Consider the following 23,450-nt stretch of genomic DNA (forward strand, 5'->3'; position numbering starts at 1 on the left):
TAGATTGCAGCAATAATACTTCTGATACCACGGGTTATTGCGCAAATCGATGCGGGGCCTGGCAATTATGGAGACGCCAAAGTTTATCGCCGCCGGTCCTCAAAACGCCCCGTGGCATCCCGAGCGCGTTCGTAGTGACGTGTGAGCGCAAACGGCGGCAACCAGGCCTCGCGCCCGGAACGGGTGCCCCGCTGCGACAAGGCGCACCTTGCCGCACAGACAACCGCCGGTGAATCGGTCCATGGGGCGCCTCCTCCAGACCGTCCGAAACGGCGTATCAGCGTGGAAACAGGAGCGTCACGGCGGCGCGAAAGCCCCAGCCCTGCGGGCCGTCTTCCGGGCTATCGATCCAGTAGCGCGGGCCGGCCTGCACCGTCAGCGGTTGGCCGCCGATTCTCAATAGTTGGGTGACCGTCAGGTTGACCGGCACCGACCATTCACGCGATTGCCAATTGTAGGTCGACTCGGTGTTCACCCCGTAGGTCGTGTACGTATGAGTAGTGTACGAGAGGAACGGTTGCAGGAAGGTCTGGTTGACCTTTTCCTTGTCGTCCGGCGGGCTGTCGTCCAGGCCCCAGATATGGTTGGCCAGAATGCCTCGGGTCCAGCCATTGGACTGTTTCAACGCCACCGCCGTCGGGCCGAGGCCCCATTGCTCGCTGCTGAGCAGTTCGTCACTGCCGGTCGGTATCAACATTGCAGGACCGACGCCGAGAATCCAGCCACTGTCCGTGGGCCTGGTCGGCGAGAAGAAAAAACTCTGCGTGATATCGCCGGTGCCGGATTTGTCCGCCGCGCCATTGGGGGCCAGGCCGTGCTGGTCGATGACCGGCAAAATGGTGCGAGAGATCAGGTTCCAGTCTTCGTTCAAGGCAAACGGCAGCACGGGCTGGATATTGGTGACGCTGTGCATGCCCTCCCCGGTCGGCCCCATCTTCTGATCCCAGTTGTACTGCACCGGCAGGCTGTACATCGCCGCGACCGGGTTGAGGGCTTTCTTTGCCAACTCCGCCGAATCGTCGGCCTGAGCCACCGGGATGAAGCCCAACGCAACGACGAGTGTCGATGCACTACCCATCCATCGTTCTTTCACATCCATTCTCAATCACCTGTAGACGCCGAAGCCGGATTACAAAGGGTTAGCGTAGGCAACTGTGGTCGATGTGCAATCTTTCCTGGCCGTGGGTTTAACAGTTTTTAAGGGTTATTGATTCGGATTATTGCGCTGCTACAGGCAGCATTCGGCCCGCATTGACCGGCGCGCAAGCACCTGCTTTGCGTAACCGACCGGCGCGTTCCAGTGCCTGAATACAAGGCGCCCGGCCAAATGGCTGGCGCCAGGCTGGGACCCGAATGACAACTTTCATCACTTGAGAACCAAATACATGGGCATGTCGAATAAATGGATTGCGGGTATAGCTTTGAGTTGTGTATTTCAGGTCGGCTGTGTCTCGAAAGTGGCGCAGCAAGAGCAATACTCGGGCTTCCTGGGCAATTATCAGGGCCTGGAGGAGCAAACTACGCCGAGTGAGCAGAAGGTATTGCGCTGGGTATCGCCGGGGTTCGATCCTCGCGCGTACTCCACTGTGGTGTTCAGGCAGATGGAGCTGTATCCAGCGCCGCAGCCGACTGCGCGCGTCAGCCTGAAGACGCTGCAAGACCTGCAATTGATGGCCAGCAACAGCGTCAAGACCGCCTTTGCCCAACGCTACACAATCGTCCCCTATGCGCAGCTGGTACCGACCGATTCGCGGGCGCTGATCCTGCAAGCGGCGATCACTCACGTCAGCGCCAATAATGAAGGCATGCACTGGTACGAGGCCGTTCCAATCGGGGCCATTGTCGGGGCGACGCAAGCCGCCACCGGGCATCGGGATCAGACTGCCGAGATGTACATCGAAGCCAACCTGATCGACGCCAAAACCGGTATGCCAGTCGCGAAGATCGTTCGCAAGGTATTTGGCGAGACCATCAAGAATGCGGAACAGCCGATTGTTGCCAACGACTTCAAGATTGCGCTCAAAGGCATGACCGACGATATGCAGGCCCTCCTCCTCAAGCGTTGACGCTCAGGCAAACCCCATCGCAAGCAGATCTGCATGGGGTTTCAATGTGATACCTTGCCGTGTTTTCCCTCTGACAAACCGTTAACCGTACCGACGCCTGACGTGAGACTCAATGATGAAAATACTGGCCCATAACGTAGCGCTCGTTACGATGTTGCTGAGCACCAGCGCCTTGGCTGCAACCGTGATTCCCCTCAAAGATCAGACCTCCCAGACCATCCAGCAGGACACCAGTGCCTGCCAGTCCCAGGCCAACGCGCAACATCCGGTACAAAGCACCGTGCCATCCGGTGGCCGGGTGAAAGGCGCCGCAACCGCCGCGGTTGCCGGTGCGACCGCGGCAGAAATTCGCGGTCGCCAACATGAAAACCTCTATGACCAGATCGACAACGATACCAAGCAAGACTATCGCCAGAACCGCGCGCACAGTGCCGCGGCTGCCGGCGCCGTCGTGGGGGGCTCCAGGCAACGTCAGGAGCGCCGACAGAATATGAATCAGAGCGAACAAAGCATCACCGCCAACAACTCCGTCTACAGCAGCTGCCTGCAACAACGTGGCTACGACGTCTTGCCTTGATCGACGGCGACAGTGGCCTGAAGTATTTGTGCAGGTGTCACTGTCGTTTTGCTCGCGTCCTGGCTTCCGACCGCCTTCGTCCGCTCAAAAAAAAGCGTGGGACACGCTCCCTTGTAGGAACTGGCTTGCCAGCGATGGTCGTTAACGATAACGCGTGTAAATCGGATAAACGCGGCGTACTTGAGTCCATCGCCAGCAAGCTGGCTCCTACAGTTAATCGCGGGTGTACGCAAATAACGGGCTCACCGCAATTCCACTGTGGGAGCGAGCTTGCTCGCGATGGGGCCATCACAGCCAACATCTCTGCCGCCTGACACTCCGCCATCGCGAGCAAGCTCGCTCCCACAATTAATCACGGGTGTACGTAAATGACATGCGCATCGCAAATCCACTGTGGGAGCGAGCTTGCTCGCGATGGGGCCATCACCGCCAACGTCTCTGCCGCCTGACACTCCGCCATCGCGAGCAAGCTCGCTCCCACGATTAATCGCGGGTGTACGCAAATGACGGGCTCACCGCAAATCCACTGTGGGAGCGAGCTTGCTCGCGATGGGGCCATCACCGCCAACATCTCTGCCGCCTGACACTCCGCCATCGCGAGCACGCTCCCACAATTAATCGCGGGTGTACGTAAATGACATGCGCATCGCAAATCCACTGTGGGAGCGAGCTCGCTCGCGATGGGGCCATCACCGCCAACATCTCTGCCGCCTGACACTCCGCCATCGCGAGCAAGCTCGCTCCCACAATTCCCGGGATTGCGTGAAGAACCAAAAAAAAGCCCCGGGCCCTTCATGGAAGGACTCGGGGCAAAGCCGTAGAACGAGAGGTGAGGATCGTTTACATCGCGACAAACAAACCATGAACGCGATGTGTATCAACGCTCCTCGAGATCCATTTAAAGCGGTAACGCCACTGATTCAAAGCTAATCAGAATCAAAAATAGTCTTCAATGAGACAAGCGCACAAAAACACGATCATTGATTTGTATCTTGACACTTCAGGTTGCAATTGAAATCTGTCGCAAGAGCGAAGTTAGTTCATTCCAGCATGGCTGCGTGTAAACTCACCTGCCCGAGCTTGCAGTTTTCGGATAGCGCCGATAACCCTTTCCAAGCATTATTCACGGTGTCCAAATCAAAAATCGTGGGTCATCCAGCAATGCTTTTCCCTTGTATGATTGAACTGATATCGCTGACAGGCCAGGCTGTTTTCCGCACGGCACGCCTCTGAAACGAGCCAGTCCGGCATTGTAAATGCGACACACAGTGCACCTTCCGCCTGGCCCTCATCTTCGTTCACTTCCCGGACCAGAATGTACCGAGCCAAATCCGGCCCCTATACTCAGGCCAGCACCGCCTGAACGGAAGATTTATATGAGCTACACCTTCAAGTTGAAAAATGGCGCCGTGGCGGTATTCGACCCGGACAGCGCCATGCTTTCCATTACAACACCCCATGGAGAGGTACAAAATTCCACGCTAGGTAGAGCTGAGTCGCGCCTGTTGGACCTGCTGCTCATGGAGCCAGGTGTCACTAAAAGCCGCGATGAAATCATCGACTACACTTGGAATGACCGCGTGGTTGCCTCCGGCAGTTTGAACCAGACGGTTTTCTCGTTACGCAATATTCTCAATGACAGTCGGGATCACGAGATCCTGATGACTGTTCCTCGACGAGGATATTGCTTCAACCGGCAATGCGTAATCGATGCAGAAGCGGATGTAGCCGTACCCCGAGAGCAAACAACGCAGCCACCCGCCTCCCTACCCGGACAACGACCGCCAGCTGGTGGTGATGAACTGCTCCCGGGTGATACCAATGGATCCACACGCATTACAAAAGCCCAGCTGATCGCTTATATCGTTACGCTGGCAGTCGCAGCCTTTACTGTTTTTCAATTTGACTTCGACGCACCAAAAATTGAAATTTCCAGCATCGACAAGAATGGGCTGGTCATACACGCCGTGGGCAGCGACCTTGCCGAGGCTCAAGCGCTGATGGATCTGTCGGTCAAACAAACTGAACAGCTACCGCCAAACCTGAAGGGCCAGGTCTGGATCAACCTGTATAAAGCCAATTATTCCATTTCGTGCATCCGCCAGGATCAAAGCACTGCAAATCTGCAATTGAACAGCAGCGAAAGAGACCTCGCCTTGATGATTCGTCAATGTCTGGAAGTCACCTTATGAAGTTCGCAATTTCCCAAGCCGTTCACTGGCCTCTTATAGGCTTGATCAATGCACTGTGCATTTTTTCTCTTGTTTACTCCCCTTCGCACTACATGGAAAATACCAGTTACCAGACAAAATCCCGACAATGGCTGGAAGATCTTGATCAACTCAATACCGAAGAGTATCTCACTATCGGACATGGCCGACTCACGGGGACCACGCTGGAAAGCCTGAATGGAAAAATTCGCAACGCAACCATTTCAGCGAACATAATCGGAGAGGGCAACGCACACGTCGAGATCAAAGTCAGGAACATCAAACTCAGCCAGGACAATGAACTTTTTGCCATTGAAAAGACCCCTGACCTGTTCTTCAGGCGTCAATACGTCTTGCAGGAAGGCGCCATTCTAAACTACGAATTGATCCCGACCCAGGATAAAAACGCCGTGTGTTTTTACATTCATGAACTCGGCCGTTTGCGCTGCATGAACCATTGATCGGGCTCCCGCAGCGACTCGACGCCCACCTGGCACCGGTTCACATCAAAGAGTTTTTAGACAAAAATAATACTTATTGATTTGAATCAGACGCCTCTCCTGACAAAAATCCCTCGCCGATAATCCTTGGAATCGAGCCTGCTTGATTCTCGCCCGGGACAATGCCCTATACAGGAGAATCAAGTGAAAGCCATGCATTTGCTGCGCCCCCATCAATCGATGACTTTCGGATTCCTGGCGGTTTTTTTTCTGTCTGCCATGCCACTTTATTCGTTGGCGCACGACGAACGCTCCGTCGAAAGCACGACCATTGAATATTATGAAATTGAAACAAGTCCGGATGATCGCCAAAAACTGTCGCATCTGAAAATTCACAGTGAGAATGAGTATCATGCGGACGAGCACAACAGTGATTCTGCGCTCCCTGCCCCGCCACAAAGTGATATCGGCATGAGCTACGCCAACTCGCTCATACTACTTTGAGGAGCGTTGTGTTCGCAGGGGCAAGTGGTGACTGGCCTCTTCTGACGACCTCATAAATATGAGTTATTGACTTTGGCAGGCACCATCGAGGTGAGATTATTTTCAGGCCAGATCGCGGCAGAGATGCAACTGGCATTCTGCTCTGCCTGAATAAACCGTTCATAAGGAAATCGCCTCGATGCTACTGAAAAACTTCGTCACCGTATCGTTTGGTTTATTGCTTTCTCTCAAGGCCATGGCCGACGACAAGAGCGTCTACAGTGCCAAATTGACCAGTGTCGAAACCAACAAGAAGGTCCCCTGTTCAGTGAAAACCAGCTATCAAGTAAAAACCGGTTATCGTATTGACGACTTTTACTCCTTTACAGCTGCAGCCATTGACCCGATGAAACCCCAGTCGCAAATCTTCAGTTCGAAAATTGACCCGCGCAACGTTCAACACATGGACGATTCACCATTGGACAGCAAGTATGCATTTTCGGCGGAGCTCGAACTGATCCGGGGACTCTGAAACCCGTTCAAAGCCAATGGCAATGGGGGTCGACCTCACCGACCGACAGGGTGCCCAATCGCGTACCTTCTCCATGACTGCCCGTCAGGCCAGACCTAATCATTTAACAGATGAGCCTTCAATTTCATGAGTATCGCACCGCCCGACGAGATCTTTCATTTATCTTCTGCCTTGCCGAGCCAACTGAACAGGACAATAGGCAAATGGGAAATGAGGCTTATTCCGAGCGAGCAAGAGGCGCGGATTCGGCAACATAAGCTCTTTCACAGCCCGGAACTGCAGTGCAGTCGTCTTGAGTTCGACTCATCCGTCACCCTGGTCAGTTCTGTCCCTGCCGGATTCGTGACATTCGCCATCTCGCAGCCGCCGATTGGTCGCCCCGTCGTCAACAATCAAAAACTACGGCCTGACGAAATCATCGTACTGCACAGCGATGAATCGGTGCATTACACTTGCGAGCCGAATGAAACACTTTTCAGCATCACCACAACACTGGAAAACTATGACCGGTGCCGCCAACATCACGCTGTCATAGATGTACTTGCAAACAGGACACAACACAGTTTCCAGGTTGAAAACTTCCAATTCATACAATCGGCCATTCAAGCCATCAGCGCTTGCTGTGTCGACATCAACGACGCGGCCTCGGCACAACGCAGCGCAGCAGAGGGTTCAGCGATTGAAAATGCAGTGCTTGTTTCTCTATTGCAGTCGTTGACACCCGCTGGCGGTCTCAGCCGCAAAGTCCCGACCAGAAGAAAGGTGGCGATAGAAGCCATACAGTACATTCATGAAAACACAAAAAAAACGCTCTCTATAAAATCGCTGGTAAGGCAACTTGATACCACCACTCGCACCCTGCATTTTGGTTTTATTGAAACGTTCGGGATGTCGCCAATCGCCTACATCAGAAACCTGAGGCTCGCTAGTGCCCGCCGCGACCTGATCAATAAAACCTGGCCCACCGTGACAGAAACCGCAATGTTCTGGAACTTTCACCATCTGGGCCGGTTTTCCAAGGCGTATCAGATTGCTTATGGGGAGACACCGTCAGAAACGGCCAGGCGCAACTCAGCCAAGCCCTGCAAATGATGATTAATGATTTCCCTGGATTAAGCATAGCCCCCCACCATTGCCTATTTGCCCATTCAAGGAAATAAGCATGCATCATCGAATAAACACACTGCCGCTCAAGCAGAAAATCATTCTGTGCATTACCGCCTATGCAAGCGGCATCTTATTGGCCGGGGTAATTGATTGGTACTGAAGACCTTCAATCCGCGACTACAGGGTGCACAGTGAAATATTGATACCTCGGGGTTTTTCGATGATTGCCGCATATAAAGCGTTACCAGGAAGGCACGCAGTCACTGTATGCCTGATTGCTGCGACGTGCTGGGTTGCATGGTTCTGTGCTGGAGGGCTGGCTGAGCCATTCATCGCGCGGAAGTTGAATAACATTTATGCCGATCTGCGCGCTGCTCAAGTCGAACCTAATGCGCAGATCGACAAAGTACTGGAATCCCTCGGCGATCTTGATCGTTCGGGTCAGGAATGCTCGGTCGAGCAGTACTCGCAACTGGCTGACCTGGTCAAGAACCTGCGATTTGTCGATCAAGCGGCAATTCAGTTGCCTAATGGCAAGATCTGTTCCTCCTACGGACAAGAACTCCAGTCGATACTGACCGGCAACGAGAAGCGCAAGTTCTCCGTTGGAAAACGAAGTTACTGGGTCGATTCCGGTCACGCAGTTTCTGCGGACACCGACTTTATCATTGTGTCGGAACAGTCGACCTTCGTCTGGGCAAACAAGAAGCTCCTGCTCGACAACTTGAAGTTTCCCAAGGACCTGCAACTGGACCTCATCGGCCCCGGCGGCGCAGTACCCATTGCCTCTACGGGCCCCATGCCCTTGACGATGGGCAAGCCGTACCACCTTGAAGAACTGGTTACCTCGGCAGACAAGGTCCTGATCGCCTTCGCGGGCAACCGAAATGAACTGATCTCGGTCATTTCTTTGCCGTTGAGTTACCTGACAAGTCTCAAATTCAAATTATTCATCGGCCTTGCGTGCGTGTTCGCAGCGCTGCTCTTGCTCGCAAAGTATACCCGACGGCATTACAGCTCTACTGCCGTACGGCTGCGCAATGCCATGAAAGCCAACACGCTGGGTGTTCACTACCAGCCTATCGTCAATTTGACGACGGGCTATCTGGTGGGTGCCGAAGCACTGTCCCACTGGAGCGACAACGGCACCCATGTACCTGCGAATGTGTTCATTGCGGTGGCGGAGAAGTCTGGCTTGATCCGCGAACTGACGCGTTCGGTGATTCGACAAGTGGCGCAGGATTACAGCACCTACCTTTGGGCGTGCAAGGACTTCTACATTACGGTCAATCTTTGCGCCCAGGATATTCAGGACCCGAGCTTCCCGGACTATGTGGCCAGCGTGCTGGCAACCTACAACATGCCTGTGTCCGCCATGGCCTTTGAAATCACCGAAAGGACCCTGCTCGATCACAAGCCTGCCGCCCGGCAATTGCAACGGCTTCGTGCGTGTGGACATCGCGTTGCCGTGGACGGCTTCGGTATCGGCTATTTAAACCTCTCGCTTCTGGATACGCTGCCTTTCGACATTCTGAAAATAGATCGCTCATTCATCGCAGACGACAAGATCGCGGCCGAGGATGCCTTGTGGCGACACATTGCCCGGCTGGCCAAGTCGCTAAGACTCAAGGTCGTGGCCGAAGGTGTCGAGACTCCGGAGCAACTGCCGCATCTGGTTTCGGAGGGGATTGTATTGGCGCAAGGCTGGTTGTTCTGCAAAGCGCTGCCTGTTCAAGCGCTGGCAAGACGCTACTTTCAATGCCCGGCAAACATCCCGCCCCACGACGCAAAAATATCAATCAATGACTTCTATTAACCCTGCATGGCCCTCCAAATGCTCACCGAACCCTAACACCAGACAAACCTGTACAAGGACTCCACCACACATGCGACTTCGAAACCTTGGCTTCGCTTCACTGCTATCGCTGCTGTCTTTTCAAGCGCTCGCCGATGACAAAGGTTTATATCTTGGCGCTGGCGTAAGCAGCGTTCAGACCGACGAATCCAGACTGGACGACGACGACACCAGCTACAAGGTTTATGCCGGGTATCGCGTCAATAGTTACCTGGCCTTCGAGGGGGCCTACGTCGATCTCGGGCAATTCAAGGACAAGAATATCGATTTCGAAGGCAAATCGGCCCAGGCTGCCGCCCATGTCGGCTTTCCCCTGGGCGATCGGATGCGGGTATTCGGCAGTGTCGGTGCTCACGCCTGGGACGCCGACGGCAATGCCACCGACGATGATACCGGGGTCGATCTGACCTACGGTGTCGGCCTGGAAGTCGATGTCTTTCGCAACATCGGGCTGCGCGCTGAATATGAAGTGCTGGAGGTCGGCGAGATCGACCTGAACCAGACGACCGCATCCGCCTATATGCTGTTTTAACACCGCTACAACTGAGCGGCCTTGCCGGTCGCTCAACGCCCTTTGCGCAACACGCGCTCCCCGCCCCGCCTGCTCCCGCGATGACGTTTTGCAACCCGACATCCTGCTTGCAGACGCTATCGATGCTCGCGTGTATGCCACAAGCGCAGCAGATAGATCGTTGAATGCTGAATTTCATATCGAAGTTCATAGTGGCCGATCAGAATTCGACGCATATCCCGCGGATCGAAGTCCTCCAGACGCTCTCCAATGCGCGGGTTGGCCAGCAAAGTGCCTGGAGCAGCAATCAGCTGTTGAACCGTATGGACAGCCGCAGATTGATTGACGGTGGCTAGAAACTCGTACAAACGGGCTACATAAGAAAGCGCCTTGCCAGTCCACTCCAACTCCATCAGCGCGGTACCGGTAACGGAGATTCTGTGCCGAGACTTTCGGCCCATGCCTGGACAGCCTGATGGTCGATAACACGACCGGCATCCACATCGGCCAAGGCTTCACGGGTCAGGCGACTACGCTCTTCTTCCTGATCCAGCCACGCCGAAAGTGCCTGCTTGACGATCCAGTTTCGAGAACGATCCAGACGCTCTGCGAGTTCATCAACCCGTTCGGCCAGGTCTACCGGGACGTGTGCCGTCACTGAGCGGGTTTTGACGGTAGTAGCCATGACATTTGCTCCAGTGCCGCGAGATGCAGCGGATACCGGTTAACGTTATTCAGATTGCTTCAATATGAACCAGTTTAAATCACATCTGATAACCCAGGGTGATCAAGCACGATAGATGGTCATCGCGCATTGCATGCAGCCCAAGCTCGATCATGTTGCGAACTCCCTTTCAGACGAAATCAGGACTCCTTCGATTCCTGCGCGGGGGCCGGGTACCACTTGTCCCTGGGCACCCATTTCTCCTGTTGCGGATCGCTCAGGTAGTGCGGCGACATGATCTGCACGCCGTACTCGTTGAACACATCCTGGATATTGGCGTGCAGCATGCTCAGCAGCACGGCCCGCGGCCGAGGCTGGCTGGGGATGGCCTGGGCCACTAGCCGGTATTCCGGGTAGAAGTCCGACAATGCCGTCTGGAATACCTGGGCCGGCGGCACTTCGAGTACCCCTGGCGTGCGTTTTGCGGCCTCCAGCAGCATCGCCTCCACCTGCCGCCACGGCGTGTCGTAGCCGATGGTCACGACGGTGTCGACCACGTAGCCGGGCCCTTGTACCACTCGCGAATAGTTCTTGGTGACGGTGCCGGTGATCATCGAGTTGGGCAGGGTCAGCACCTCACCCAGACCGGTGCGAATGCTGGTGGTAAACATGCCCAGTTCGGTCACCGTGCCTTCGTAGTCGCCAATGCGCACGAATTCGCCGGGACGCAGGGTTCGTGTGTAGGTCAGGATCAACCCCGCCGCTGCCTGGCCCACCACGCTGGTGGCGCCCAGGGAAATCATCAGGCCGATCAACACCGACAAGCCTTTGAAAGCATCGGTGCCCGCACCCGGCAAGTACGGATAGGCCATGGCCAGGGCAAACAGCCAGATCGCCAGGGACGTCAGGCGTTGGGTGGGTTGCAGGGTTTCATGGTTCAGCCAGCTCAGGGTTCCCGGTACAGCCATGCGCCGCAGTATCCGCCGCATGAAGGCGGTTGCGCCGCGGGCGATAAAGAAGATCGCCAGCGCCACGCCCAGCCCGGGTATGGCGCCGACAATCCCTTGCAGCAGATAACCGCCGAGCTCCAGCAGATAGTTATTGAGGCTTTCGCCCCAGGGACGGGTATAGGGAAAGCGTGACAGGACAAAGCCCAGCCATTCGTAGGTAAACAGCATCACGACGATCCAGCGCACCAGCTCCAACAGGCGACTGGCCAGCGGATACAGGAAATTGGCGTCGACCAGCGGAACCCGTCCGACCTTCAGGGCCTGGGTGTGCCGATGCATCAGTTCGGGCAGTTTCTTCAGCACTTTGCGCCGCACAAACAACATACCGAACAGCAAACCGATGTAAACGCCGGTGGCGATCAACGCGGCGAGTGCGGAGCGCAGAATCAATTGCAGGTTGCGGGCTTCCCGGGTTTCGGCGATGACCTGACGCAGCCTGGCAGCCGCGGCTTCGGCGGCCTGCTGTACCGAGTCGTATTCGGTCCCGTCGATATCCTTGGGCGAAACGATAAAGGCGCGCCGGCTACCCAGCAGCACCATGTAGCTTTCCATGATCGGGTCGATGGCGACATTGAGATCGTCGGCATCATCCAGCGCCTCGCCGATCACCGCTTTCGCCCGTTTGACCCGCGAGGCCGGGGCTTCACCGAGGGTGGTTGCCTGAAACGCCATGATGCTGCGGTTGGCCACTTTCAATTCTAGGGGAGCATCGACCACTTTCGGTGCGTCTTCGGCCCACGACTGTACCGACCAAAACATCCCGAAAACAGTAAACATTACAGCGAGCAGCCTGCTCCGCATGTGTCGGATCCTTACGTCACGAAATTCAGATCGAGGGTACGTATCGCAGCGTAGTTCACCGATGAACGGTTGTCAGATTGGAGCTACAGGCCGTTTCCTTACCCGTCTGTCTCTTTGAAACAGCGAGCTCAAGCCCCGAAAGCTGTGCTCTGGATCGCATTCACGAAACACTGAAAATCCCTGTGGGAGCGAGCTTGCTCGCGATAGCGGTGGGTCAGGCACCGGGACGTTGAATGTGCCGCCGCCATCGCGAGCAAGCTCGCTCCTACAGTGTGTTGCGTACCTGACTCAAGGATTGACCTGATACCCCTTGCCCTGCAGACAGCTGGTGTAAGCCGTCGTGGTGTTCGCCTGGGTGGTTTTCGACTGCTCCCGGCGCTCCTGACGCTGACGCGAACCACCGACCACCATACCGGCCGCGGCGGTTTCCTTGGCGCGGTCCTGGCGGACGTTCTGTTTCACGTCACTGTCGACACGATCATCAAACGCATCGTGCTGATTACTGCGCACACCAGACGCCACGGCGCCGGCAGCAGCCCCCGCGGCCGCCCCTTTGAGCCGCCCGCCGGATGGCGTCGAAGACGTCGATGCAGCCTGATTGTTGGCGATGCTGTTGCATTCGTTGATGTCGGCCTGGGTTTGTTGCGAACTCTGCCCTTTCATCGGCACCACCGATTGGGCCCATCCCGGGGCACTCAAAACCGACAGGGCGAGACACAGACTGATGGGTGACAATTTTTTCATGATGATCTCCGGATGAACGTGGTTCACCCCCAACAGGAGTTTAGATCAGCCTCCATCAGCCGCCCGGTTGCTGACCGGCGGTGGGCTCGATCTCCATCACCAGTCGGTCGTCGATCCAACGCACCGGCACGGCCTCCAGTTGCGCGCCTTTACACGGGCCGTCGATGCAGTGCCCGTCGTCGTAACGAAACATCGCGCTGTGATGGGCGCACATCAGGATCTTGCCGCGATACGTGCAGAACTGCTGCGGATTGAAGTCCAGCGGTACCGAGAAATGCGGGCAGCGATTGACGTACACCCACACCTGTTCGCCCTGACGCACCGCCACCAGCCCGGCGGGATGCAATTGCTGGTGCTGCGGCAGTCCCAATGCCCCACCGTCGGCAATATCGTCGAGTTGGCACAAGGTAATGGTGGTCATGGAAAACCGCGCAGTTCCGGGTTGCCCAGGCTCCAGTGCCAGGGGCGAATCTGAATGCTGGCGAACAGGCCCGCCTGCACGTAGGGATCGTCCTGCATGAACGCTTGCACCTCCGGCAGGCTGCCCGCCTCGATGACCAGCAACGTGCCAGTCATCGACGCGCCGGCATCGTCAAGAATCGGACCGCCCAGGCGCACGACGACCCGATGGTCCCCAGTGGCACGCAAATGCGCCTGGTGACTGGGCCGCAGACGCTGGCGCAGCGCCTGACTGTCCGAATGATCCGTGGCAAATACCGCAAAGAACTGGCCCATGATTCACGCGGATTCCATGACAAATTCATAACACGCACGCTTGAACGGCACTTCCATACCTAGCCTGGCGGACACATCGTCGTGGGTGCTCAGGTCTTCATAAATCACCTGCAACGACTGTTTCACCCCAAACACGGCGTCGGACGCCAGGTACGGATCATCGTGATTGAACAGGTGCGTCACCAGTTTGCGATAGCCCGGAGCATCAATCATGAAATGCAGGTGCGCGGGCCGCCACGCATGGCGGTTGGCAGCGTCGAGCATGCGCCCCACCGGGCCATCGGTCGGTATCGGGTAAGCCACCGGGACAATGGTGCGAATCGCGAAGCAGCCATCGGCGTCGGTGCGATAGCGTCCGCGCAAGTTACCGAACGGTTGTTCGGTGTCCTGGCCAGAGTACATGCCGTTTTCAGCCGTTTGCCAGACGTCCAGCACTGCACCGGCCAGTGCATTGCCGTGAGTATCGACCACGCGCCCGCGCACCAGCGCCGTTTCGCCGGCGGTGAAGGCCATGTTTTCGCCGAATTCGCGATCCGGCATGCCATCGATGTAGAACGGCCCGAACACCGTGGTCTCGGTAGCCGTCGCGCTGTGCCGATGGTTGATTGCATCGACCAGCATCGAAATGCCCAGGGTGTCCGACAGCAGGATGAATTCCTGGCGCACCAGGCCATCGCACTTGTGGCCGGTGTCGGTCAGGAAACCAATGCCTTCGTACCATTCCCGTTCGGTCAATTCGACTTCACTGACAAACCCATGCAGGTGGCGCACCAGGCTTTGCATGATCTGTTTGTAACGCGCGTTGGGCGCGTCGTTGAAGCTGTTCACTGCCTGTTGGGAGATCAGTGTCTCCATGGCTTTGTCTTGATCGGTCATTGTTGTTATTCCGACGAGGATAAGAGTGGCTGGCAGATCAGGCCGGGGCCTGACCTTTCAGGGCCCGGTTCAACAACGCCTCGATCGGCGCTTGTTCGAACGGCCGCGGGTTGTAGTAAGGGCTGGCGCAGGCGATTTGTGCGGCTTCGGCCGGGCCGTTTGCCGGCAAGCCGATGTCTGCCAGGGCCAGTGGAATGCCCAGCTTCTGGTTCAGTGCGTACAGCAAGGCGCCGACCTCGTTCGCCTCGCTCCCGCCCAATGCCCGTGCAGCCCGCTGCAATGGCCCCGCCGCCGCTTCGCGGTTGTAATGCGCCGCGTGGGGCAAGACGATGGCGTGCGCCTGGGCATGGGGCAAATTGAAGGTGCCGCCCAGGGTGTGGCAGAGCTTGTGGTGCAAGGCCATGCCGACCGAGCCCAGGCAAATGCCCGCCAGCCACGCGCCATACAACGCCTGGCTGCGCGCCCCGGGGTCGTCGGGGTTGTTGACCACACCCGGCAAGGCCTGCGCCAGGGAGCGAATCGACTCTTCGGCCATGAAGCCGATGATCGGGTTGGCGTCCTGGGCGTACAGCGCCTCGACGGCATGGGCCATGGCGTTCATGCCCGAGCAGGCGGATATCTGCGATGGCAGGGTCAGGGTCAATTGCGGGTCGTAGATCACGGTCTTGGGCAAAACCCGAATATCCCGTCCGGTTTTCTTCAAACGATTTTCGGTCAGCCCGTAAATCGGCGTCATCTCTGAGCCGGCGTAGGTGGTCGGCACCGCCACGATCGGCAGACCGGAATCCATCGCGATCGCCTTGCCCAGGCCGATGGTCGAGCCGCCGCCAATGGCCACGCAGCAATCGGCGTCCAGCCGCGCCGCCTCAATGCGCGCCGCTTGCGCCACCTCCAGCGGAACGTGCATCACGGCCTTTGGATAGACGCCGGCTGCACGATCACCGAGCAGTGCCGCGACCTGTTCGCCGAGCCCATGCTGTTCCGGTGTGGTGAGGATCAGTGCGCGCCGGGCGCCCAGTCGCTCGATTTCTTCTGCCAGCGCCGAGAGCTTGCCCCAGCCGAACACCACACGGGTCGGCAGGCTTTGGTAAACGAATGGATTCATGGCAGGCCTCAACGTTTGTAGTACGCAGGGATGTTGGCGTCGACGTTGACCCAGACCGAACGGGCTTCGGTGTAGTCGTGGATCGCTTCGAAGCCCATTTCCCGGCCATAACCGGACTGACCGACACCGCCAAACGGACTGCCCGGGTTGACCCGTTTGTAGCAGTTGATCCAGCACATGCCGGCGTGAATCGCGTCGGCCATTTTGTGCGCGCGGCTCAGGTTCTGCGTCCACAGGCCGCTGCCCAGTCCGTATTCGCAGTCGTTGGCGATGGCCAGGGCTTCTTCGTCGGTGCCAAAGCGCACCACGGTGACGAACGGGCCGAAGACTTCCTCCTGGCAAACGCGGTCACCGGGCCTGGCTTCGACCACCGTCGGCTCGATATAAAAACCATTGGCCAAGGCTCTGTCGTCCGGTGCCTTGCCGCCGGCGAGAACCTTGCCACCCTGCTCGATGGCGATATCGATGTACGCCATCACCCGGTCGCGGTGCAGCGCCGACGTCAGCGGGCCCATTTCGGTGTCCGGGTCCAATGGATCGCCCAGGCGAATGGACTTGGCCAGGGCAATGAAGCGCTCAAGGAATTGATCGGCGATGTCTTTGTGCAGAATCAGCCGCGAACCGGCGATGCAGGCCTGACCCTGGTTGTGAAAGATCGCCCAGGCCGCGCCGTTGACCGCTGCGTCCAGGTTGGCGTCCTCGAACACGATGTTCGCGCCCTTGCCGCCCAATTCCAACTGGATGCGCTTGAGGTTGCTCTTGGACGCTTCGACAATCCGGCGTCCGGTGGCGGTCGAACCGGTAAAGGCAATCTTGCCCACGTCGAGGTGTTCGGCCAGCGCTTGCCCGGCGGTATGGCCATAGCCCGGCACCACGTTGACCACACCCTTGGGGAAGCCGACTTCGGTCATCAGCTCGACGATGCGCAAGGTCGACAACGGAGTGATTTCCGAAGGCTTGATCACGATGGTGTTGCCCGCCGCCAGCGCGGGGCCCATTTTCCAGCTGGTGAACATCAGCGGGAAGTTCCACGGCACGATCTGCCCCACCACACCAATCGGCTTACGTTGCACGTAGTTGAGGAACCCGGCTTCGACCGGAATCACCGAGCCTTCGATCTTGTCGGCCATGCCGCCGAAATAACGGAAGCACGCCGCCGTGCGCGGCACGTCGAGGCCACGGGAATCACGGATCGGGTGCCCGGTATTGAGGGATTCGAGCTGCGCCAGTTCTTCGCCGCACTCCTCGATCCTGTCTGCCAGTTTGAGCAACAGGCGTCCGCGTTCGGCGGCGCCCAAGGCCGACCAGGCCGGGAACGCACGTTTGGCCGCGGCAACGGCCAGGTCGATGTCAGCTGCTTCGGCGGCGGCGATGCGGGTGATCAACGAACCGTCGTGGGGCGATACCACGTCAATGGTGCCGCCGGCGACTGCATCCACGAAACGGCCATCGATATAAAGCTGATTTTGCATAATGGTTTCCTCGCACCGCGCGACTGACGCAGTGTTTGACCAAGTGATTGTTGAGCGCTTTGCCCGGCGTGAGGCCGGGCCGGACACGAAGTCCTAGAACTCGATCGGATACGGCTTGAGCTCGCCGCTTTCGTAGCGTTGCGGCAGGTTCGGCGTGGCGTTTTCCCAGACCATCAGCATCGAGCGCTTGGTCGAGTAACCCTGGTGACGGATGTCGGCGGGCATGGCGCAGATGTCGCCGGCACGCATGGTGATGCGCGCACGGGGATTACCATCGTCCTTGTCGCCGACGTCCCAGATGATTTCGTCGGACATCTGCAAGAACCATTCGATGCGGTCGTTGCCGTGGAACACCGGCAGGATGAACTCCTCGGTGGTCGGGCAGAACAGGCTGGCCTTGCACACCGAGGTCACCGACGGGTTCCAGGTCACGTCGGAGCGCGACAGGTACTTGAACAGGTTGAAGGCATGCAGCTCGCCTTCGAAGCCCTCGGCGGCGTGGACTTGCGGTTCGTCCTGCGGCACATCGATGAACTGGCGGTTGACCGGCAGATCGTCGCGCAGCGGCGAGTCATCCTTCAGCCCCGGCATGCGTTTGGTGGCGATGCGGGAGCGCTCGATGGCTTCGATGTTGTTGCCGTTCTTGCGACCGAATGCGCTACCGGTTTCTTCCGGAGCGGCAAAGGGGTCGAAGGTGGCGTTGGTCCAGTCCCGCAGGATGGCCTTGAAGGTGGCCATGATCAGCGGCGTTTCGAAGTTTTCGGTGTAATTGACCCCGGCTGCCTTGAGCGTGCCGTTGAAGGTGCCGGCGTACAGGTCGACCTTGCCATAGTAGTTGCGGGTGCCGATGACCTGGTCAAAGTTGACCCAGCCGTAGAAAAAGCCCCAGGCTACGTCGCGCATCATGGCGCGCAGGAAGGCGTCGACCGGAATCAGGTGCGAGCGGGTCTGGCCCTTGGCCGGCCAGGTGATGCGGGCGAAATACTCGTCACGCGACAGTTCGAAGGCGCCGAGTTTGAACGAGCAGTAGCCCGTGACGGCGTGGGGGGCGCTGGCCTGGACTTCATCGTCGGCAAAATGCGCGGTGTCGGCAGCGGTTTCAAGCATGGCCATGGCGGGATTCCTCTTGTTCTTTTGGATTGGGCGGTCAGATACGGCAGATCACTTGAAGCAGATGTCTGCCCATTTCTCGACCGACAACGGGCCTTTGATGGTCTGCTGCAGAATCACGCCCGGCCGGCTGGCCTCGAAGCGATAAGCCGTGCCGACCGGCAACAGGCACTGATGACCGCGCTTGAGCAACACGTAGCCCATCGGTTTGCCCGCCGGCACTTCACCGGCCAGGTGCGTGCCCTCGCCGGCTTTCAACGGCGCATCGAGCTTGAGGAAGTCCACGCGCACTTCACCGTCCATGACGATGGCGAACTCGTCATGCGCTGCGGTATACCAGGGCGACTGGCCTTCGGCGCGCAGGGTTTCAATCACGTAGCCGAGGTTGAAGCCGACCACGACTTTTTCATACGGAAGGAATTTTTCCGCCACTTCGAAAATGTTGGAAAAGGCATAGTGACTGGCCTGGCCGCTGATGATTTCCACCGAGCCTTTGCTGTAGTTGTCCAGCGAGCCGAAGACTGTTTCGATTGCCGCGCTACTCATGGTTTTCACCGTTTTGTTGTTGTAGTAACAGTGAGCCAACAGTACGTCGCACCCGCTCTGCGAACAATTAGAGGTCCGGCGACAACAGTGTTTGCGAAACGCAAACACTGGACCACTTAAAACCCTGTGGGAGCGAGCTTGCTCGCGATAGCGGTGGGTCAGTCAACACTGATTTCAAATAGCAGACCCCATCGCGAGCAAGCTCGCTCCCACAGGTTTGGTGTTCAGCCAGCGACCTACGCTTTCAGCGGACCCAGCCACGCTCCAGCAGGGGCTTGTCCCAGCATGGCTCATCGGCGAAGTTGTCCACCAGAAAGTCGATCAACGTACGCACTTTCAAGGCCCGGCGCTGGGTGGCGGGATACACCGCCGAAAAGTTGAACGAGGACAGCGCATACTCCGCCAGCACCGGAATCAACCGGCCACTGAGCAAGTCATCGCTGGCCACCAGGGTCGGCAGGCAGACAATGCACACACCGGTCTGTGCGTAATCGCGCAGCAAATGCACCGAGTTCGAGCGCACCTGGCCAGGCAGGCTCAGCTCCACTTGCTCGTCGTCGCGGGTGAAGATCCAGCGGTTGCGCGACGGATAGCCTTCGTACAAGGCGATCTTGTGTTGCAACAGTTCCTGGGGATGGGTAGGCACGCCAAACCTGTCGGCGTAATCGGGCGACATGCAGAACAATCGGCGCACGCTGAACAGCTTGCGCTCGATCAGGGTTTCGGCCATCGGCGGGAACATCTGGAACGCCACATCGAAACCTTCCTCGATGGGGTCGACCACCCGGTCGTTGACGATGACGTCCACTTCGATGTCCGGATACAGTCGGGTGAACTGGGCCAGCATGCGGCCGAAGTGACCGATGGCAAAACCCGGCAGCATCTGCACCCGCAGCTTTCCGGTGGGTTTGGCCCGCAGCTCGCGCATGTGTTCGGTCAGCGAATTGAAACCCGCGACCATGTCCGCACATTCCTTGTAGTACGTCTCGCCTACTTCGGAGAGCCGTACATGGCGGGTGCTGCGATGAAACAGCGGCGCATTGATGAACTGTTCCAGTTGCTGGATGCGGTGGGTGATCACCGAGCGGGTCACGCCCAGTTGCTGGGCCGCCTTGGCGAAGTTGCCGGTTTCGGCCACCCGCACAAAGGCTTCGACACTGAGTAAACGATCCATGGGCAGGTTCTCTGGAGGCTTTGGTTCTTATAGGAACAGCGAGGTTAGCCTGTCGGCACCCCGCACTCCAGATCCGTTCTGCGCGTCATGGCCGGGGCTGAGCGGACAAGCGTCGCTGCATGGGGAAAACCTGCCAGCCCAGGCGTTCGCTGACCAGTCCCCATACCCCTTGCGGGGCCTTGAGCATCATCACCACCGCGACCACGCCGAGGATGATCATGTACACCGCACCGTACTGCGCCAGGCAACCGCGCAGCACAAAGTAAATCAGCGTGCCGATCAATGGCCCTTCCAGGGTGCCGATGCCGCCGATGATCACGATAAAGATCACCACGGCGGTCCAGTCCTGCAGATTGAACGCAGCGTCCGGTGAAATACGCAGCTTTTGCAGGAAGATCAGCGCCCCGACCACACCCGTGCAACCGGCGGCCAGTACGTAGACCATCAGTTTGGTACGGAACGTATCCACCCCGAGACTGCCGGACGCGGGTTCAGAATCGCGAATCGATGCCAGTGCCAGGCCCTGACGCGAGCGCAGCAGAAAAAACACGACGGCCACGGCGGCAATGGCGATGGCCAGTGCGGTGAAATAGATCAGCGTTTCGCGCCCGTCCCGGTCGTTGCCGATCTGCCGCACAATCGCCGCCGGCAGGCTTTGCCCGGAACCGCCACCCAGGCTGCTCATCTGCGCCAGGCCCAAGCGAAAGACCTCCGCCACCACCCAGGTACCGATGGCGAAGTAGGCGCCACGCAGACGAAACACGATCAGCGCCGTGGGAATCGCCAGCAACGCCACCAACACGCCGGCAAGCAGCACCGCGATCAAGGGCGGCACACCGAATTGGCTCGCCAGCATAAACAGCAAATAGCCGCCCAGACCGACAAAGGCCTGCTGCCCTACCGAGACCATGCCAGCGTAGCCGGCCAGCAAGTTCCACATTTGTGCCAACGCCAGGTAATAGGCGAACTCCACCACCAGGCGCAGGCTCGCCCGGTCGGCCCACAAGGGTGCACTGAGCAAGATCAAAACACACAGGCCCAGCAACGACAGGCCGATGGTGCTGCTGGTGGTCGTGCGTTGTACGCGAAACCTGAGCGCGGGGTTGTTCAAGGCATTCATCAGTCGACACTCCGGGGAAACAGGCCACGCGGGCGCACGGCCAGGATCAGCAGGAACACAAGATGACCGGCGAGGATTTGCCAGCCGGGATCGATCTTTGCCCCCAGGGATTGCGCAACGCCGAGAATCACCCCGCCGGCCAACGTGCCCCACAGGCTGCCCAAACCACCGATGATCACCGCTTCGAAACCGTACAACAGCCGCGCCGGCCCCACGGTGGGGTCGAAGCTGGTGCGAATCGCCAGGAACACCCCGGCAATCGACACCACGGCCATCGCCAGCGCCATGGCCAGGCCGAAAATGTGCGCGTTGTTGACGCCCATCAGCCGCGCGGTGTGCTGGTCATCGGAGGTGGCGCGAAACGCCCGGCCCAATGAAGTCTTGTAGAACAGCAATTGCAGGCCACCGATGATCAGCAGCGCACTGGCGAACACGATCAGCGGCATCACGCCGACGCTCAGGCTGCCAATGCCGACGCTGGCCACCTCCAGGTCGCCTTGAGCCAGTTTTTGGCTGTCGGCACTGAAGAATTCCAGCAGCACGTTCTGCACGATGATCGACAGGCCGAAGGTCACCAGCAGCGGCGGCAGAATGTCCTGGCCCAGCGTCCGGTTGAGCAACAGCCGTTGCAACAGGTAGCCGAAACAGAACATCAGCGGCACCACGATCAGCAAGCTCGCAAGCGGGCTGAACCCCAGATGATTGACCACCAGCAGCGCCAGGTACGACGCCAGGACGATGAAGTCGCCATGGGCGATATTGACCAGGCGCATGATGCCGAACATCAACGACAAGCCCACCGCGAACATCGCGTACAGGCCGCCGAGTAAAACGCCTTGAAGCAAAGTATTGAGCCATTCCATCGCTAGATCCCGAAATACGCGGCTTTGATTTGTGCTTTGTCCGCATCCCCAGGCCGACCGGTCAGGGACACGCGCCCTTCCTGGAAGCAATAGAAGCGGTCACACACACTCAGTGCCTGATTGATGTCTTGCTCGACGAGAATCACCGTGGTGCCGTCGGCCTTGATCGAGGGCAGCGCCGCGTAGATGTCCTTGATCGTCGTCGGTGCCAGGCCCAGGCTGATTTCATCGCACAACAGCAAATGCGGGTTGGCCATCAGCCCTCGGCCAATCGCAACCATTTGCTGTTGGCCGCCGGACAGCGCGGTGCCGGGACGCTTGCGCAGTTTTTCCAGTACCGGGAACAACTGATAGATCCGCGCCAGGGTCCAAGGACCGGGGCGTTTGCTGTAGGCACCGATCAACAGGTTTTCTTCGACCGTCAGCGAGGGAAACAGCTTGCGGCCCTCCGGCACCAGCGCGATGCCCCGCTCCAACACCTGATTGGCCGCCAGATCACCGATGGCCTGGCCCTTGAAGTGGATGGCGCCCGGCTGATTTTTGATCAGCCCGGCGAGTGAGCGCAGGAATGTCGATTTGCCCGCGCCATTGGAACCGATGATCGCCACGGTTTCATCGGCCTCAAGGGTCAGGCTGATGTCGAACAGCGCTTGAAAGTCGCCGTAACCGGCACAGAGTTTTTCAATGGTCAGCATGCGTCAGCTCCCGATGCCCATGTAGATGTCCTGGACCCGAGGGTCGGCCATGACACTGCGCGGCTCGCCTTCAGCCAGTTTGGCGCCGAAGTTGATCACCGTCAGGCGACTGACCACCGCCAGCAAGGCATGCACGATGTGCTCGATCCAGATGATGGCGACGCCGGACTTGTGGATGCCCTGAATGGTTTCCACCAGTGCCAGGCATTCCGGTTCGGTCAGGCCGCCGGCAATTTCGTCGAGCAACAACAGGCGCGGTTGGGTCGACAAGGCCCGGGCCATTTCCAGGCGCTTGCGGTCGAGCAAGGTCAGTGAGCCGGCCAGCACGTTGGCCTTGCGCATCAGGCCGGTGAGTTCCAGTGTTTGCGCACACCACTGGCTGGCTTCCTTATCACGCAATCGCGCACCAAAGGTCGCGCCCACCAACAGGTTCTCGAACACGGTCATTTTCACGAACGGGTGCGGGATCTGGTGGGAGCGGCCAATGCCTTGCTGACAGCGCTTGAACACCGGTTCGCGGGTGACGTTGCGGCCCTCGAAATGAATCGTGCCTTTGTCCGCCGCGACCCCACCGGCGATCAGGTTGAACAGCGTGCTTTTACCCGCGCCGTTGGGGCCAATGATGCCCAGTGCTTCACCGGGTTGCAGGGTCAGGTCGATGGCATCCGTGACCTTCACCTGGCCGTAGCTTTTGTGCACATCGCTCATTTGCAGAAGTGGTTGTTGCATGGTGCACCCGTGTCCTGTTGCGCGA

At 58.2% G+C, this 23,450-nt stretch carries 26 protein-coding genes and 1 pseudogene; 9 read left to right on the forward strand and 18 right to left on the reverse strand.

Going from position 1 to position 23,450, the window contains the following annotated elements; translation table 11 throughout:
• Positions 1-174: 174 nt before the first annotated feature.
• Together KGA81_RS05955 and KGA81_RS05960 are read right to left on the reverse strand one after the other, a co-directional pair.
• Positions 175-243, reverse strand: a pseudogene (locus KGA81_RS05955) (GFA family protein); the annotation flags it as partial.
• A 34-nt stretch (positions 244-277) separates the two neighbouring features.
• Positions 278-1,078, reverse strand: a complete 801-nt coding sequence (locus tag KGA81_RS05960; protein WP_411736542.1) for a transporter — start codon at positions 1,076-1,078, stop codon at positions 278-280.
• A gap of 307 nt (positions 1,079-1,385) precedes the next feature.
• Here KGA81_RS05960 and KGA81_RS05965 point away from each other — a divergent pair, with 307 nt between their 5' ends.
• From KGA81_RS05965 to KGA81_RS06005, 9 genes are all read left to right on the forward strand, one after another.
• On the forward strand, positions 1,386-2,066 hold the full coding sequence (locus KGA81_RS05965; protein WP_223544977.1) for a DUF3313 domain-containing protein: 681 nt from the start codon (positions 1,386-1,388) through the stop codon (positions 2,064-2,066).
• A gap of 112 nt (positions 2,067-2,178) precedes the next feature.
• Positions 2,179-2,643, forward strand: a complete 465-nt coding sequence (locus KGA81_RS05970; RefSeq protein ID WP_411736539.1) for a hypothetical protein — start codon at positions 2,179-2,181, stop codon at positions 2,641-2,643.
• Positions 2,644-4,019: 1,376 nt separating this feature from the next.
• Positions 4,020-4,835 (forward strand): transcriptional regulator, encoded by an 816-nt coding sequence (locus KGA81_RS05975; protein WP_223544978.1) that lies wholly within the window; start codon positions 4,020-4,022, stop codon positions 4,833-4,835.
• Complete coding sequence (locus tag KGA81_RS05980) at positions 4,832-5,314, forward strand: hypothetical protein (protein ID WP_223544979.1); 483 nt, start codon at positions 4,832-4,834, stop codon at positions 5,312-5,314. Before KGA81_RS05975 ends, KGA81_RS05980 begins: the two co-directional genes overlap by 4 nt.
• Positions 5,315-5,506: 192 nt before the next feature.
• Positions 5,507-5,797, forward strand: a complete 291-nt coding sequence (locus KGA81_RS05985; protein WP_223545195.1) for a hypothetical protein — start codon at positions 5,507-5,509, stop codon at positions 5,795-5,797.
• A 178-nt stretch (positions 5,798-5,975) separates the two neighbouring features.
• The gene (locus KGA81_RS05990) at positions 5,976-6,308 is read left to right on the forward strand and encodes a hypothetical protein (RefSeq protein WP_223544980.1); all 333 of its coding nucleotides are present in this window, start codon (positions 5,976-5,978) and stop codon (positions 6,306-6,308) included.
• A gap of 126 nt (positions 6,309-6,434) precedes the next feature.
• Positions 6,435-7,400 (forward strand): helix-turn-helix domain-containing protein, encoded by a 966-nt coding sequence (locus KGA81_RS05995; RefSeq protein ID WP_223544981.1) that lies wholly within the window; start codon positions 6,435-6,437, stop codon positions 7,398-7,400.
• Between the two features lie 235 nt (positions 7,401-7,635).
• Positions 7,636-9,231 (forward strand): EAL domain-containing protein, encoded by a 1,596-nt coding sequence (locus tag KGA81_RS06000; protein WP_223544982.1) that lies wholly within the window; start codon positions 7,636-7,638, stop codon positions 9,229-9,231.
• 70 nt (positions 9,232-9,301) lie between these two features.
• Positions 9,302-9,802, forward strand: coding sequence for an outer membrane beta-barrel protein (locus KGA81_RS06005; RefSeq protein ID WP_223544983.1), 501 nt, complete (start codon positions 9,302-9,304; stop codon positions 9,800-9,802).
• A 116-nt stretch (positions 9,803-9,918) separates the two neighbouring features.
• On the opposite strand, the gene KGA81_RS06010 is transcribed toward KGA81_RS06005, so the two are convergent.
• The 16 genes from KGA81_RS06010 to KGA81_RS06085 form a co-directional block, all read right to left on the reverse strand.
• A complete protein-coding gene (locus tag KGA81_RS06010; RefSeq protein WP_223544984.1) occupies positions 9,919-10,194 on the reverse strand; it encodes a type II toxin-antitoxin system RelE/ParE family toxin in 276 nt (91 codons plus the stop codon).
• Positions 10,194-10,466, reverse strand: coding sequence for a CopG family ribbon-helix-helix protein (locus tag KGA81_RS06015; RefSeq protein ID WP_223544985.1), 273 nt, complete (start codon positions 10,464-10,466; stop codon positions 10,194-10,196). Before KGA81_RS06015 ends, KGA81_RS06010 begins: the two co-directional genes overlap by 1 nt.
• Positions 10,467-10,645: 179 nt before the next feature.
• Positions 10,646-12,256, reverse strand: coding sequence for a mechanosensitive ion channel family protein (locus KGA81_RS06020; protein WP_223544986.1), 1,611 nt, complete (start codon positions 12,254-12,256; stop codon positions 10,646-10,648).
• Between the two features lie 288 nt (positions 12,257-12,544).
• Positions 12,545-13,000 carry a YMGG-like glycine zipper-containing protein gene (locus tag KGA81_RS06025; protein WP_223544987.1) on the reverse strand — a complete coding sequence of 152 codons (456 nt, stop codon included), beginning with the start codon at positions 12,998-13,000 and terminating at the stop codon, positions 12,545-12,547.
• A 55-nt stretch (positions 13,001-13,055) separates the two neighbouring features.
• Positions 13,056-13,421, reverse strand: a complete 366-nt coding sequence (locus KGA81_RS06030; protein WP_223544988.1) for a Rieske (2Fe-2S) protein — start codon at positions 13,419-13,421, stop codon at positions 13,056-13,058.
• A complete protein-coding gene (locus KGA81_RS06035; RefSeq protein ID WP_223544989.1) occupies positions 13,418-13,735 on the reverse strand; it encodes a YciI family protein in 318 nt (105 codons plus the stop codon). Before KGA81_RS06035 ends, KGA81_RS06030 begins: the two co-directional genes overlap by 4 nt.
• Positions 13,736-13,738: 3 nt before the next feature.
• The gene (locus tag KGA81_RS06040; protein ID WP_223544990.1) at positions 13,739-14,611 is read right to left on the reverse strand and encodes a dioxygenase; all 873 of its coding nucleotides are present in this window, start codon (positions 14,609-14,611) and stop codon (positions 13,739-13,741) included.
• Positions 14,612-14,648: 37 nt separating this feature from the next.
• Positions 14,649-15,716, reverse strand: a complete 1,068-nt coding sequence (locus KGA81_RS06045; protein ID WP_223544991.1) for a maleylacetate reductase — start codon at positions 15,714-15,716, stop codon at positions 14,649-14,651.
• Between the two features lie 8 nt (positions 15,717-15,724).
• Positions 15,725-17,188 (reverse strand): aldehyde dehydrogenase family protein, encoded by a 1,464-nt coding sequence (locus KGA81_RS06050; RefSeq protein WP_223544992.1) that lies wholly within the window; start codon positions 17,186-17,188, stop codon positions 15,725-15,727.
• A gap of 93 nt (positions 17,189-17,281) precedes the next feature.
• Positions 17,282-18,301: a hydroxyquinol 1,2-dioxygenase gene (locus tag KGA81_RS06055; RefSeq protein WP_223544993.1), complete on the reverse strand. Its 1,020-nt coding sequence runs from the start codon at positions 18,299-18,301 to the stop codon at positions 17,282-17,284.
• Positions 18,302-18,349: 48 nt separating this feature from the next.
• Positions 18,350-18,844 carry a hydroxyquinol 1,2-dioxygenase gene (locus KGA81_RS06060; RefSeq protein WP_223544994.1) on the reverse strand — a complete coding sequence of 165 codons (495 nt, stop codon included), beginning with the start codon at positions 18,842-18,844 and terminating at the stop codon, positions 18,350-18,352.
• Between the two features lie 244 nt (positions 18,845-19,088).
• Positions 19,089-20,018, reverse strand: coding sequence for a LysR family transcriptional regulator (locus tag KGA81_RS06065; protein WP_223544995.1), 930 nt, complete (start codon positions 20,016-20,018; stop codon positions 19,089-19,091).
• 85 nt (positions 20,019-20,103) lie between these two features.
• A complete protein-coding gene (locus KGA81_RS06070) occupies positions 20,104-21,138 on the reverse strand; it encodes a branched-chain amino acid ABC transporter permease (RefSeq protein WP_223544996.1) in 1,035 nt (344 codons plus the stop codon).
• A complete protein-coding gene (locus tag KGA81_RS06075; protein ID WP_223544997.1) occupies positions 21,138-22,001 on the reverse strand; it encodes a branched-chain amino acid ABC transporter permease in 864 nt (287 codons plus the stop codon). The genes KGA81_RS06070 and KGA81_RS06075 overlap by 1 nt, the downstream gene beginning before the upstream one ends.
• A gap of 2 nt (positions 22,002-22,003) precedes the next feature.
• A complete protein-coding gene (locus tag KGA81_RS06080; protein WP_223544998.1) occupies positions 22,004-22,696 on the reverse strand; it encodes an ABC transporter ATP-binding protein in 693 nt (230 codons plus the stop codon).
• Between the two features lie 3 nt (positions 22,697-22,699).
• Positions 22,700-23,425 (reverse strand): ABC transporter ATP-binding protein, encoded by a 726-nt coding sequence (locus tag KGA81_RS06085; protein ID WP_223544999.1) that lies wholly within the window; start codon positions 23,423-23,425, stop codon positions 22,700-22,702.
• Positions 23,426-23,450: the final 25 nt, after the last annotated feature.

The organism is Pseudomonas sp. A-B-19 (assembly GCF_019947515.1).
In the GTDB taxonomy this organism is placed as follows: Bacteria; Pseudomonadota; Gammaproteobacteria; order Pseudomonadales; family Pseudomonadaceae; genus Aquipseudomonas.